The sequence below is a fragment of the Acinetobacter sp. ANC 4805 genome (assembly GCF_022549495.1).
In the GTDB taxonomy this organism is placed as follows: domain Bacteria; phylum Pseudomonadota; class Gammaproteobacteria; order Pseudomonadales; family Moraxellaceae; genus Acinetobacter.
In genome coordinates this window covers 13854-28182 of the sequence record NZ_JAKZGD010000009.1, presented here as the reverse complement: position 1 = coordinate 28182, position 14329 = coordinate 13854, and the positions used below count along the sequence as shown (strand labels likewise).

Genomic DNA, 14329 nt, shown 5'->3' with positions numbered 1-14329 from the left:
TGTAACTAATCAGTTACTTGGAATAATAATTCCGAACATCATCACAAATTTGGCGATTATCATCTTCGGATGCAGCCTTGGCATCTTTACGTGCTTCAGCCAAAGGTGCTTGGAACTCTTTAGTTGTGGCACGCTTATTTAGAATATCTACAGCGTTTGCGTCATTGGATAAATAAGATTTGACCAAGTTGTCATATGCTTTATTAAATTTTAAATCTCGACCGATTAAATCTGGGCAGATTTCAGATAAAACATAAATTGCAGCGAGTTCTTGTGGGGTAACACCCTCTGAGGTTGGGGTGACTTCAATTTTTTCAGTTTCAGACTTTTTTTCTGCTGCAAATGCTGTTGTTGTGAAAATACTAGAGGCAGTGAGCAAGGATATGCCTAGTGTTTTGAAAATATTTTTCTTCATAAGAATTCAAACTCAGAAACAAGACTTAAAGAATTTGAATAGCTTATAGCATAAAAATATGAATAAATTGTATGTTTGCTGTAGGGAAAGTGGAGGTGTGTGGTTCTAAATATTAAAATTTAAAACCACAAATTTGGGGTTTAGTCATTAGCCTTCAAAATTCAATACATCTTCACATACTGACTTTTGTTCAGCTTTCTCAACTTCCTTTGCTGCTTCACGAGCATCTTTTAATAAAGATTGGAATTCTCCATCCTTTTGTAGACTCTCAAGAGAAGCTGATTTATCAGAATAAGTGCTGAAATAAGAACCCACCATCTTTTTGATGTTTTCGTCAAATTTAGCATTTTTCCCAATTAAGCTTGGACACATTTCAATGAGAACTTGCGCATTGGCAATATCATCTTTGATGAGTGCATCTGCTTCTTTAGCTGAAACCGTTGTATTCGCAAAAATTGCGGGTGCTGTTAGAAGTGAAAAACTTACCCCTAAAACACGGATAAAAGTAGATAAATGTCTCATGGCGGCATAAATTTCTAATACTATGAAGTTACAAATATATATAATTCACTGAATAATTCAATTGAAAAAACTACGTAGTAACATTTGAAGAGATAGGATCAAAGTGAATATTTTAATAGCAAATGATGATGGTGTTTTTGCACCAGGCTTACAGGCTCTAGCACAAGCGTTAAAGCCTTTGGGTCGAGTGGTCGTGGTTGCACCTGAAAGTGAGCGTAGTGGTTACTCAAGTGCTTTAACTTTAGATCGTCCTTTACGACCTATTCCAATTGCAGAAGATGTTTGGGCTGTGAATGGAACACCCGCAGATTGTGTTTATTTATCAATGAATGGTCTATTCGATTTTGAATTTGATCTTGTTGTCAGTGGTATTAATAGTGGTGCAAACTTGGGTGATGATGTGTTGTATTCTGGGACTGTCGGCGCTGCTTTTGAAGGACGTTTAATGAAGCAGCCAGCCATTGCAGTCTCATTAGCAGGTTCAAATGTACGTTCATATGAGCATCCTCAACATTATGCCAAAGCTGCACAATGGGTACACGATTTTATCGCAAAGGGTCTACCAATATTACCGCCACGTCATATCTTTAATATTAATATTCCTGATGTTGAGCAAATTCAAGGAACACAAATCACTTATCAAGGACGTAGAGCACAGTCCAAACCAATTAGTAGTCATGTCGATCCACGTGGTCGTCAAGTCTATTGGATTGGTTTAGCGGGGGAAGCTGTCACAGAACCTCAATCTGTTTCAAGTAATATCCAATCGGATTTTTTCGCGGTTGCGAATGGTTTTGTGAGTATCACACCCATTCAAATGGATGCAACCAATTATGCTGTACTCGACAATTTACATCTTCATGTAAATGGTTAACGGTTGCTATGTTATAACTTTGTGAATATAGAAAGTGGGAGCTCGTTTTTTCTCACTTTTTTGATACTCTTAGGCGCAAATAGATCAAGGTTTTTTCGATGAGGGCAAAGATGCATTTAAACCATGTCTCGATTTTTCTATCACGAAAAATGATTAAAACCATTGTGTTGTCTATGGCAGTAACAAGCATTGTTGTCGTTACAGGTTGTGCATCAAAACCACAAGCAAAAGGTGGTAATCGTTATGTACAGCAAGCACCAAATTATTACACCGTACGTTCTGGCGATACGTTGAGTGCGATTGCAAATCGTTATGGTTTAAATTATTTAGATGTTGCTGCTTTGAATGATATTGCGTCGCCTTATCGAATTTATGTCAATCAATCATTACGTTTAAAAGGCTCTGTTGCACAGCGAACAACATCTACACAAGCAGTCGCACAGACAACGCCAATTCAACGCCAAAGTATTAATTTGCCGCCCCAACAGCAACCCGTTGTTCCAAAAACACAACCTGTTGTTCCTAAAGTTGCTCCAATCAATCCTGTAACGCCTACATCAACAACTCTGGCTTCGAGTTTGCGTTGGGTAAAACCATCAAATGGGGCAGTTATTCAAGGTTTTAATTTGGCGAATAATGTCAAAGGAACGCGTTATGGTGGCAATGAAGGTGATCCTGTTTTTGCTGCTGCAAATGGACAAGTCGTTTATGCTGCTGATGGTTTAAAAGAATATGGAAATCTCGTACTGATTAAGCATATTGATGGTTATATCACCGCATATGCGCATAACAGTAAAATGTCAGTGAAGAGTGGTGATAATGTGACAGCAGGGCAAAAAATTGCAGAGATGGGGTCTTCAGGTGCATCTCGTGTAATGCTTGAATTTCAGGTCCGCTTAGATGGCAAACCTGTGAACCCTATAACAGTTTTGCCAAATTAAGTTAATTTATTAACATTGATTAAACAAATTATTAATAACTTCTAGTGAAAAAATAGACTTCCCTGTATACTTATTCAGTTTGCTTTCATTACAACAATAAGCATATTAATAAATTAAGAGGGAAGTCTATGTTAGATCAATTGCGTGCAATGGGGGTCTTCGCTTGCGTTGTTGAAAAAAGTTCTTTTAGTGGCGCAGCGCGAGAATTAGGAATTACAACAAGTGCAGTCAGTCAGCAAATTCGTTCTTTAGAACATGAAATGGATGTCACCTTACTTCATCGTTCAACTCGAAAACTCAGTCTTACAGAAGCTGGACAAGCTTTTTTTCTCAGTTGCCAAGAAATGCTGGCAGCCGCTGAACGTGGCAAAATCCGTATTAATGAACTACGTGACGATCTTGTTGGAGATTTACGTATTGCGACGACACCTGAATTAGGTGCTTTGCATGTCATTCCAGCACTATCTCATTGGATGTCAGCACATAAAGGTCTAGCGATTCATTTTGAAGCAGACCATCGTTATATTGATTTAATTGAAGAGCGAATTGATATAGCGATACGGATGAGCCTACGTGTTGATGATCATCAGCTAACCGCAGTACCTTTAGCGAGAGTCGATCAGGTTTTAGTTGCATCACCAAGCTATCTGAATCAATCATCACCGATTACACGCCCAGAAGATTTGCGTCATCACGAGTTATTACCTGTCACATTGATGCAAAACTATCAACATTTTTCATTCCGCCATGGTTTGAGTAATGAAGTTGTCAATGTCGATATGAAAACACGTCTAAGTACCAATAATGTTTTTGTCGCAAAATCATTGTGTCAACAAGGGCATGGTATCGCGCGTATTCTCTATATGGATATTCAAAAAGAGTTGATTAATGGGTCTTTAGTTGAAGTTCTACCTGATTGGCAACTTCCTGCTTATACGCTACATGCTTTAACTTCGAAGCGTGAACAATATCCAATGAAAGTACATCGTTGTATTGACGCACTGAAGCAATATTTTGCTCAATTGCCAGGTGGGCGATCTTTACAAGGCGTTGCCTAAGCAAGAAAGCCATGTTCTCTAAAGAACATGGCTTTTTCTTTATGACCTATTTTTTTTACTGAGCATTTTTAAGCTTTTTGCTTCAACTGTAGAATCTTCTGAAGTTTTCGCATCAGCATCATCTTTCTTGGTTTTCTTGCGCTTTCTCTTTTTTTTTGGCTCATCGTCTTCAACAGCTTCACCATCTTCAATCGCTTGCCAATACTCTAATTGTTGCATGACAGCCGCATAAATTGAGTTTTTACTATATCGACCTTTCTTGTCGAGTGTTCCAACAGGGCGAGCCATTAAAATTTCTAAAGCTTGATCAATGGTATCAATGGCATGTACATGGAATTGACCAGCCTGTACAGCTTCAATCACATCTTGGCGTAGCATCAAATGTTGCATGTTTTGACGTGGAATAATCACGCCTTGTTTGCCTGTTAGACCCTGAAGTTTACAGGCATCATAGAAACCTTCGATTTTGGAATTGACCCCACCAATTGGTTGAACTTGACCGAGTTGATTCATTGAGCCTGTAATTGCCCATGACTGATCAATTGGAATTTGACAGATGGCAGAGATTAAAGCTGATAGTTCTGCAACAGTGGCACTATCGCCATCCACTTGCCCATAGCTTTGTTCAAAAGCCAAAGCCGCAGAGAAGTGTAGAATCTGTGCACGACCAAAATGAGCTTTTAAGAAACTCGACATCAGTAACACGCCTTTGGCATGTAGTGAACCACCCAATTCAACGCTGCGTTCAATATCGAGGATATCACCGCCACCTTGATAGACGGATGCGGTGAGACGAGAGGGTAAACCGAACTCAACATCTGCATAGTGAATTACAGACAAGGCATTGATTTGACCTAGGCGATGCCCTGTAGTTTCAATGAGCTGCGTACCACGCGAGAGATCTTGCCAGTAAAGCTCTCTTAAATAGCCTAAGCGATATTGGCGATGGTGCAAGGCTTGATTAACGTGCTGATCAGTGACGATTTTGTCATCGGCTTTAAAGGCATGATGATGTGCTTCACGAATTAAATCACCCAGTGTAGAGGCATGTAGTGAGAGTGAACTTTGATCTTCTGCTTGACGGCTAGAATCAGTGAGTAAAGCTGCAAGTGCGGAACGATCAAATGGAAGTAATTTATCTGCTTGAACATAGTCTGCAATCAGTTGCATATAAGCTTGTTCATTGCTGTTATTACGTTGCAAGGTATCGGTAAAGTCAGCGCGAATTTTAAAGACACTGCCTAGCTCAGGTTCGACTTCTAAAATTTCATAATAAATTTCAGGTTCTGCTAATAGAACAACTTTAAGATCGAGGGGAACAGAAGCAGGTTCAATCGAAATACTGCCTGTTAAGGTGAGCATGTGTTCCAAAGATGAAAGTTTGAGCTGTCCTGATTTTAATGCACGTTTTAAACCTTGCCATGCATAAGGTTGTTCAAGCAATTGCTCTGCTTCAAGGATTAAAAAGCCGCCGTTGGCTTGATGTAATGAACCTGGACGAATTAAGGTGAAATCGGTGGTAATCGTACCATTGTGTGTAAGCTGTTCAACATGACCCAATAAGTTGTAGTGTGTTGGAAAATCTTCGAAAATAACAGGTGCACCGCTATTTGGTTTATTGGCAACGATCACATTGGCTTGATAGCGTGAAGGAACACGGTTGAATAAAGCAGGTGTAAAGTCATCTTCTTCTTGCTCTAAAATTAGCTCGACATTATCAATAATGTCCTCAGCATAATGTTTTAGATATATGTCGAGACCTTTGACTTCTTTATTTTTATTTAAAATCGATTCCATACGTGGTGTAACTACTTGGGTAGCAATATCACGGTTTAAACTCGATACTTGATCACGCGCATCATCTTCTAAATCGCCAAGGTGTAAGCCTAAACGCTCTAGCTTTTTCTCCATATAACGCATGTTGGATGTGATTTCAGCACGGTCTTTGCTGCTCAGAGCATCAAGATCATTTTTTGTTAATTCTTGATATTCATTCTCTCTGAGTTGCATTGGAATAAAGACGTGTTTGTCATCACGAGAAATCAATTTTAAATCGAGCTCTTGTCCCTCTTTTGTGAGTTCTATCAACGCTTGCTGTTGTACATCACCCGTGTCTTGACGAATACGCTCAATACGATTGTGATAACTTTCTGCGCTAAAACGGCGCTCTAACTGCTTTAGAATGATCTGCCATGCTTGTTGTAATGCATTTTGAAATTTTGTGCCTTGTCCTGCGGGGAAACGCAATGCAATTGGTTGTCTTGGGTTTTTGAAGTTATTGACATAGACCCAGTCATTTGGCGTTGGCATGGTTTTAGCGTGCTGCTGAAGCAAACGCTTAATCATGGTTCGTTTGCCCAGGCCTGCTGTGCCAACTGCAAAAATATTATAGCCTGAGTATGGTAAGGAAATACCCGCTTCAACTGAAGCACGTGCGCGATCTTGCCCAAGAAAGTTATTAAGGGGTTTGATACGTTTCGTTGAACTTGGAATCTCAGCTAGATTGAGAATGTGGGTGAGTTGCTCTGGGCTAAGTGCTGTTTTCGTGAGAGTTGCTTGAATATCCGTCTGCTCAAAGGCGCTTGGTAATGAATTGATCTTCGCTGTAATCGTGTTTGTTGGTGTTAAAGATAAAGTTGTTGCAGTCATTTGATCAAGTTTTTGGGTCACTGTTGCTATCCAACAAATAAACGAAAGTTAAGTAATTAAAGGTATACAGTTTTAGGTCTAAAGATCAAGCGAACTTGTGTTTTTTATCGGCAAAACAAAACAATAGTTGCATAAAGCAACTTGCAAGCGAGTGCAAGAAACGATTGAATAAGCACATTCACGCTGTTCATGGAAAATAATAACCAATGACAACTCAAGCCACTGGCTGGGCATCCGCATTTAAAGCTTTTTGGGATCGCCGCGCACTGATCATGCTATTTCTTGGTTTCTCCGCAGGGATACCCATTCTATTGATTTTTTCTAGCTTGTCTTTATGGCTAGGTGAGGCAGGAATTGATAAAAGTGCTGTGACATTTTTTAGTTGGGCTGCATTGGGCTACTCTTTTAAATTTGTTTGGGCACCTTTGATTGATGAATTGCCTGTTCCATTTTTAACGAAAAGTTTAGGTCGCCGCCGTGCTTGGTTATTGATTGCACAAACTTTAATTATATGTGCAATTTGCATTATGGCATTTTCTGACCCAGCACTTGGACAAAGCTATTTAATTCAAATGGCAGTTGGTGCAGTCTTACTAGGATTCTCCGCAGCGACCCAAGATATTGTAATTGATGCTTATCGTATCGAGCTTGCTGAAAGTGAGATGCAAACGGTTTTAGCTTCAACTTACAACGCAGGTTATCGTATTGGGATGATCGTTGCGGGTGCAGGGGCTTTATTTCTTGCTGCTTATTTGGGAACTGCCAAAGGCAATTATATCTATGAAGCTTGGAAATATACCTATTTGACTATGGCAGCAGTCATGGCGGTGGGTATCATCACCACTTTATGTATTCGCGAACCACAAGTAAATCGTGTTTATAAACATTATAAAACCACGGATTATTATCGCTTGGTCTTTGTGTTTTTTATCGCGGTTATCACCTTTGTCGTGAGCTATATTTATTCAGGCAATCTAACAGATGCTATCGTTAAAGCAGTAACAATTAAAGACACCGCAGCTTTATTTGGTTTAGAGGCTCTACGCTTTTTAACAGCTACAGCCACAGCTTTATTGATTGGTTTTGCTCTGGTTAAAATGGGAGTTGTCAATCAGCAGATGGCTAAAGAAACTTGGGTTGCACCCATTCTAGATTTCTTTAAACGTTATGGTGTCAAACTTGCTTTAGTGCTTTTGCTATTGATTGGGTTTTTCCGTATCTCTGACATTATTGCTGGGGTGATTTCTAATGTGTTCTATCAAGATTTAAATTTCAGTAAAGAGCAGATTGCCGAAGCAGTTAAAATTTACGGTGTGTTGTTTAGCTTGGTCGGAGGTTTTCTAGGTGGTTTACTGGCACAACGCATGAACATTATGAAATTGATGTTTGTCGGTGCAGTGTTGGCAAGCTCAACCAATTTGATTTTTATTGGCTTGGTCAAATCAGGTAAACCACTGGATCAGGTGGACGTTCAAATCGGTGATCAACATTATCAAGTCGCAACGGATGAAGTTGGTTATTGGAAGCTGCAAGTACCCAATGCCACATTATCAAAAGCAAATGAAGTGAAGTTAAGCACTCAATACCAAAATCAAGCAGATTCTAAAATTCAATTAACCGTCCCTTATTTAGTGAGTTCTCAGCAAGCTCAGATTCAATTATTACCCATCAGTAGTGATGACCATTTAACACCAAAAGAGTTAAAACAAAGCTTGGTGGTTAAAGGGCAACTGGCTGGGATTAAAGCTGAAGATTTAAATGAGGAGAAGCCTGTTGTTCTTCAATTAGATGGTCAAGAATTTGTGACTAAGGTAGATGAAAATGGCGTATTTACAGGTGCAGTGGATGGAAAGTTGTTACAAGCTTCTCCGACTAAAACCATTACAGCCTTAGTTCATTTAAAAAATAATACTGGAAATGAATTATTTGCAACACGGCAGTATCATATTGATACAGCGTCTCATGCTGAGATGGCTTTAAATGTAGAGATTCAGCCAATTGCTGTGATTGATCCGAGTCAGTCAGGGACAATCGAACTTTCTGGTAAGGTGATCAAAAGCTATAGTTCTTTGTGGCTGTACTTTGCCATTATTATCGATAATTTGGCTTCAGGTTTAGCAGGTGCGGCTTTTATTGCCTTTTTATCGAGCTTAACCAGTGTGTCATTTACTGCGGTTCAATATGCGATTTTCAGTTCATTAATGACCTTAACCCCCAAATTATTGGGTGGTTACTCAGGAACAATAGTCAGCAATATCGGTTATCCGAATTTCTTTTTAATGACGACATTAATTGGTATTCCAATTTTAATCCTCGTGGTTTGGGTTGCGAAACTATTACGTGACCATGAGAACCACATCACACAGCAGAAAGGTGAATAACGATGCGCATGTTACATACGATGCTACGAGTAGGTAATTTAGAACAATCTTTAAAGTTCTACACTGAGGTACTTGGTATGACCTTGCTACGCCAGCGTGATTATGAAGAAGGGCGTTTTACCTTGGCTTTTGTCGGTTATGGCGATGAAAAAAATAACACTGTACTTGAGTTGACACATAATTGGGATACGCCTAGCTATGACTTAGGCAATGCTTATGGTCATATTGCGATTGGTGTAGAAGATGCTTATGAAGCATGTGAACAAATCAAAGCACGTGGCGGTAAGGTCGTCCGTGAAGCTGGGCCAATGAAAGGTGGCATCACGGTGATTGCTTTTGTTGAAGATCCTGATGGTTATAAAATCGAGCTGATTCAGCAAGATCAAAACGCACGTAATAATTGATTTTAGGCTTTTGGGTCTAAGATTTTTGATTTAAAGTCTTCGCTTTATTGATACAGCTCAGTATGATGTTTTGATCAAATGATCAACAATGTCATATTGGGCTTTATTGTTATTGGTGAATGAATAGGGATAGGTTATGTTGAAATTATTGGCATTGGATCGCTTTACAATATTATTAATTGCTATGGTGATACTGGCGACATTCTTGCCTGTTGCAGGACAGATGGCGCATTATTTTAATATGCTGACAACGGTTGCTATCGCCATACTTTTCTTTTTGCATGGTGCAAAATTATCACGTGAAGCTGTGCTTGAAGGTATGCTGCATTGGAAAATGCATGCTTTAGTTTTTGCTTTTACTTTTGTGATTTTCCCTGTGATTGGATTACTTGCTAAACCCGTATTAGAACCAATTTTAGGGCAGCAATTGTATTGGGGCTTTCTGTTTATGTGCTTCTTGCCATCTACAGTACAATCTTCAATTGCATTTACGTCCATGGCAAAGGGCAATGTTGCAGGGGCTGTTTGTAGCGCTTCTTTCTCCAATATTATTGGAATGTTTATTACGCCAGTCTTGGTAAGCTATTTTATTTTAGGTCAAAGCCAGCATGATTTTGATCCAACAAAATCTATTATCCAGATTACGCTGTTATTGTTGGTGCCCTTTATTTTAGGGCAGTTATTACGTCCTTATGTATTTCCTTATATGCTCAAATTACCAAGTTTGGTCAAGGCTTTCGATCAAGGCTCGATCTTAATGGTGGTCTATGGTGCGTTTAGTAGTGCTGTAGTTGCAGGCTTATGGCATCAAGTGAGTGGTTTGACACTATTCTATTTAACCTTGGCATGCTCTGTGTTATTGACGCTTGTGATGTTACTCGCTTTATATTTACCTAAATGGTTAGGCTTTAATCAAGCAGATCAGGTCACAATTTTCTTTTGTAGTTCTAAGAAAACGTTGGCAAGTGGTGTACCAATGGCGCAGATTCTCTTTATTGGGCAACCTTTGGGAATGATTGTGTTGCCAATTATGATTTTTCATCAAATCCAATTAATGGTTTGTGGTGTGATTGCAAATCATTGGGCGAAAAGGCATTAAGCCTATGAGCTAAGAGAGGGATGGGTTTATTCAGTAACACAGCCCTCAGATGAACAAGTCTGTAGCAGCTATAACCCAAATTTTTTACGATAACGCCAAAGCGTGGTTCGACTCATACCCAGTGCTTTCGCTGCCAGTGAAAGATCATTTTGGTATTGGATCAATGCTTTTCGGATGGTCTCTTTATTTATCTTGTCCGAAAGCAGCAGTGGGTCTGCTTCTATTACTAAGTTTGAAGGGATTGAATGTTGATTATCAATGATTTCATCAGGCAAATCGCAAACATCAATCTCAGATTTTTCATTTGCCATCGTCAGTGCATAGAGTAGAGTATTTTTCAGTTCACGAACATTGCCTGGCCAATCATAATCGATCAGCCTCTGTAAGGCTGCATCAGAGAGTTTTGGAGAAGCTCCAAAAACATTTTGTTGTTCAGTTAAAATATAATTGGCAATCAAAGGAATATCTTCTTTGCGATCACGGAGTGGTGGAACAAAAATTGGAATCACACGGAGTCGATATAATAAATCCTGACGGAAGCGTCCAAGACGAGCTTCTTCTCGTAAAGCACGGTGAGTCGCCGTGATAATGCGGACATTGGCTTTAATTGATTTTTCGCCGCCTAGTGGCGTAAATTCACCAGTCTCAAGGACTCGTAATAACTTTGCTTGAAGTTCTAAAGGAATTTCAGCGATTTCATCTAAAAAGAGCGTTCCCCCCGCAGCACGTTCAAAGACACCTTTATGTTCTCGAATCGCCCCTGTAAATGCACCTTTGACGTGACCAAATAACTCACTTTCAAGGATATTCGCATTTAATGCTGCACAGTTAATTGCAATAAAGACGTCATTTTTTCGCTGACTATGATCATGAATAGCCTGTGCAACCAGTTCTTTTCCACTGCCAGACTCGCCTCGAACTAAAACAGGAAATTCTGTAATTGCAACACGTTGAATGATTGAAAACATGCGTTGCATTTCAGCAGATTGGCTATGAAAGGTTTGTTCCAAACTGACAATGTTTTGGTCTTGTTTTAATCTTTGTAAGGGCTGAGGGGAGAGTAATAGATAGAGTGTTCCCTCAAAGTTTTGATCAGTAATGTGGATGCTGTGACTATGGCATAGCAGTTCAATCGATTTGCTTGCATCTTTTATAATGTGTCGTCCAATTGTAAGCTCATTTGCCTGTACTTTTTGTTTAAGTGTTTGAAATAAGGTGTGATTAAAATTCTGCGCTTTAAATTCATATACAAAATGCGGCTGAGCTTGATCTAAGATAAGGATAGAACTTCCTGCTATTAGTGTTTGTAGTTTAAACAAGAAGTTTTCTAAATCAGCTTGAGTATAAAAATCAATCGCTTGGCGCATGAAGTTTCATCTTGTGTTTTGTTTATGAAACAATTGAAACATAAAACGAAACATTATTGAAATGATTGTTTTGCTCAAAACGAAATATTATTAATTAATATATTGTTTTATTTGAATATAATTTATTTTGCATAAAGTTGGCACTTAGTTTGCAAAATAAGAATATAACCAAGCATATCGAGACCAATTCAAATGATACTTCATCAGTTTTTTGAAAAAGAAAGTTCAACTTACACATATTTGGTTGCATCTGAACAAACACGTGAAGCGGTACTCATCGATCCTGTTGCATCTGAAATTGAAAGCTATGCACACATGTTGAAACAGCTCAATCTCAAGTTAGTTTACAGCTTAGATACGCATGTTCATGCAGATCACGTTACGGCTGCAAATTTACTCAGAGCACGTTTTGGCTGTAAAACAGTTTTACATCGTAACTCGGGTGTGGACTGTGGCGATATTTTTATCACTGATCGCAGTGCGATACGTGTTGGTGAATTCTTAATAGAAGCACGTTATACCCCTGGACATACCAATGCCTGCACAAGTTACGTTATTGACAATATGGTGTTTACAGGCGATGCATTACTGATAGATGGTTGTGGTCGTACTGATTTCCAAGAAGGAAATGCTGAAACCTTATATGACAGTATCCATCAACAGATTTTCACTTTACCTGATGAGACGATTGTTTACCCGGGACATGATTATAAAGGTCGTTTGTCTTCAACTGTAGGGCATGAACGTGAATCGAACTCTCGTTTAGGTCATGGGCGTAGCAAACAAGATTTTGTAGGAATTATGAAAAACCTTGATCTTCCATATCCTAAAAAGATTGATATAGCCCTGCCTGCCAATAAAGCGTGTGGGAAATAAGGGGAAAATTGTGAGTGACTTAAAACAAGTTAACCCTGAATTTTGGGTATCTGCTCAGATCAATCAATCTGATTTGGTTGAAATTGCAGCGAAAGGAATCAAAACGATTATCTGCAATCGTCCTGATGGTGAAGGTGTCGATCAGCCGAATATTATTGAGATTCAAGAAGCGGCAATACGACATGGAATCCAATTGGAATATTTGCCTGTTGTGAGTGGGCGTGTGACGGATGAGCAAGCGATTGAGTTCAAATCACTCTATCAAAAATCACAGAAGCCTGTACTGGCATTTTGCCGTTCAGGAACTCGCTCAATCACCTTATGGGTATTGTCTCAAGTGGCTGAAATTACCATTGACCAGATGTTATTGCAGTCAAAATCATTGGGCTATGATTTACAGGGTCTAGTGCCTCGAATTTTGAAGCAAAACCCAACGCAGTTAAATAATATTCCGACTTTCTCTGTGGTGATTGTGGGTGGTGGTGCGGCAGGTATTTCCGTGGCATCGAGTTTGTTGTCTCGTCAGCCCAATTTAGATATTGCAGTCATTGATCCTGCTGAAATTCATTACTATCAACCAGGGTGGACGATGGTAGGCGGTGGCATTTTTGCACCTGAAAAAACTGTAAGAACAATGGCGAGTCTGATTCCTAAACAAGTTCATTGGATTAAGGCGGCTGTTGCTGCATTTGATCCTGATAATAAACAAGTTTTATTAGAAGGATGTAAACCAATTAACTATGAAGCATTGGTGGTATGCCCAGGCTTAAAACTAAATTGGCATGGAATTGAAGGCTTAGTGGAAACACTGGGTAAAAATGGTGTGACTTCAAACTATCGTTATGACCTTGCGCCCTATACATGGGACTTGGTTCGTAATATGAAACAGGGTAAAGCTGTTTTCACACAGCCACCTATGCCAATTAAATGTGCTGGTGCTCCGCAAAAAGCAATGTATTTGTCAGCTGATTATTGGCAAAAACAAGGTGTATTAAAAGATATTGAAATTGATTTCTATAATACAGGTGCGGTGTTATTTGGTGTACAAGCTTATGTTCCTGCACTGATGGAATATATCAAACGTTACAATGCCAATTTAAACTTTAATCATCAACTGGTCAAAGTAGATGGGGCTCAAAAACGTGCTTGGTTTAAAGTCACTGAAGGGGAAAATACGTCAGTCATTGAAACTGATTTTGACATGATCCATGTTGTTCCTCCGCAGCAAGCACCTGATTTTATCCGAGCGAGTAACTTGGTGGATGCGGCAGGTTGGGTGAGTGTCGATCAGCATACCTTACAACATAGCAAGTACCCTTACATCTTTGCTTTGGGTGATGTCACTAATGCACCAAATGCGAAAACGGCAGCAGCAGCGCGGAAACAAGCCCCTATTGTTGCAGTCAATGTATTGCAGTACTTAAAAGGCAATCAGAATTTTGCACAATATGATGGTTATGGATCTTGTCCGCTTACTGTTGAGCGTGGAAAGATTGTGTTGGCAGAATTTGGTTATGGTGGAAAATTATTGCCTAGTTTTCCTAAGTGGTTGCTCGATGGGCAAAAACCTTCACAACTTGCATGGTTGTTAAAAGAGCAAATTTTACCACCGATGTATTGGGATGGTATGTTGAAAGGGCGTGAATGGTTGGTTAAACCAAGTCTCTAATTTATTCAGCTTAAATAAATCAAATATTTAGTCCTAATTCAGAGCTGAGTTAGGACAGTATTTACTCCAAAAAT

12 protein-coding genes are annotated in these 14329 nt (G+C 39.3%); 8 read left to right on the top strand and 4 right to left on the bottom strand.

Going from position 1 to position 14329, the window contains the following annotated elements; genetic code table 11:
- Positions 1 to 13: 13 nt before the first annotated feature.
- Entirely contained in the window at positions 14 to 415 is a 402-nt protein-coding gene (locus MMP60_RS12495) for a hypothetical protein (RefSeq protein WP_241336615.1), read from the bottom strand.
- Positions 416 to 562: 147 nt separating this feature from the next.
- Complete coding sequence (locus MMP60_RS12490) at positions 563 to 937, bottom strand: hypothetical protein (protein ID WP_241336613.1); 375 nt, start codon at positions 935 to 937, stop codon at positions 563 to 565.
- Positions 938 to 1040: 103 nt separating this feature from the next.
- Here MMP60_RS12490 and surE point away from each other — a divergent pair, with 103 nt between their 5' ends.
- From surE to MMP60_RS12475, 3 genes are all read left to right on the top strand, one after another.
- Entirely contained in the window at positions 1041 to 1811 is a 771-nt protein-coding gene (surE, locus tag MMP60_RS12485; RefSeq protein WP_241336611.1) for a 5'/3'-nucleotidase SurE, read from the top strand.
- 110 nt (positions 1812 to 1921) lie between these two features.
- Complete coding sequence (locus MMP60_RS12480) at positions 1922 to 2752, top strand: peptidoglycan DD-metalloendopeptidase family protein (RefSeq protein WP_241336607.1); 831 nt, start codon at positions 1922 to 1924, stop codon at positions 2750 to 2752.
- A gap of 128 nt (positions 2753 to 2880) precedes the next feature.
- Positions 2881 to 3810 (top strand): LysR family transcriptional regulator, encoded by a 930-nt coding sequence (locus tag MMP60_RS12475; RefSeq protein WP_241336605.1) that lies wholly within the window; start codon positions 2881 to 2883, stop codon positions 3808 to 3810.
- A 39-nt stretch (positions 3811 to 3849) separates the two neighbouring features.
- Here MMP60_RS12475 and MMP60_RS12470 read toward each other — a convergent pair whose 3' ends face one another.
- Positions 3850 to 6480, bottom strand: a complete 2631-nt coding sequence (locus MMP60_RS12470) for an AAA family ATPase (protein ID WP_241336604.1) — start codon at positions 6478 to 6480, stop codon at positions 3850 to 3852.
- 185 nt (positions 6481 to 6665) lie between these two features.
- Between MMP60_RS12470 and MMP60_RS12465 the strand changes: the two genes are divergently transcribed.
- The 3 genes from MMP60_RS12465 to MMP60_RS12455 all read left to right on the top strand — a co-directional run bounded on the left by MMP60_RS12465 (position 6666) and on the right by MMP60_RS12455 (position 10343).
- Positions 6666 to 8840 (top strand): MFS transporter, encoded by a 2175-nt coding sequence (locus tag MMP60_RS12465; protein ID WP_241336602.1) that lies wholly within the window; start codon positions 6666 to 6668, stop codon positions 8838 to 8840.
- A 2-nt stretch (positions 8841 to 8842) separates the two neighbouring features.
- A complete protein-coding gene (gene gloA, locus MMP60_RS12460) occupies positions 8843 to 9244 on the top strand; it encodes a lactoylglutathione lyase (protein ID WP_241336600.1) in 402 nt (133 codons plus the stop codon).
- 136 nt (positions 9245 to 9380) lie between these two features.
- Positions 9381 to 10343: a bile acid:sodium symporter family protein gene (locus MMP60_RS12455; protein WP_241336599.1), complete on the top strand. Its 963-nt coding sequence runs from the start codon at positions 9381 to 9383 to the stop codon at positions 10341 to 10343.
- Between the two features lie 68 nt (positions 10344 to 10411).
- Here the strand turns inward: MMP60_RS12455 and MMP60_RS12450 are convergent, their stop codons facing one another.
- A complete protein-coding gene (locus tag MMP60_RS12450) occupies positions 10412 to 11710 on the bottom strand; it encodes a sigma-54 dependent transcriptional regulator (protein ID WP_241336598.1) in 1299 nt (432 codons plus the stop codon).
- A 192-nt stretch (positions 11711 to 11902) separates the two neighbouring features.
- Here MMP60_RS12450 and MMP60_RS12445 point away from each other — a divergent pair, with 192 nt between their 5' ends.
- Both MMP60_RS12445 and MMP60_RS12440 read left to right on the top strand, forming a co-directional pair.
- Entirely contained in the window at positions 11903 to 12586 is a 684-nt protein-coding gene (locus MMP60_RS12445) for an MBL fold metallo-hydrolase (protein WP_241336596.1), read from the top strand.
- A gap of 10 nt (positions 12587 to 12596) precedes the next feature.
- Positions 12597 to 14255, top strand: a complete 1659-nt coding sequence (locus tag MMP60_RS12440) for a bifunctional protein tyrosine phosphatase family protein/NAD(P)/FAD-dependent oxidoreductase (protein ID WP_241336595.1) — start codon at positions 12597 to 12599, stop codon at positions 14253 to 14255.
- Positions 14256 to 14329 lie beyond the last annotated feature (74 nt).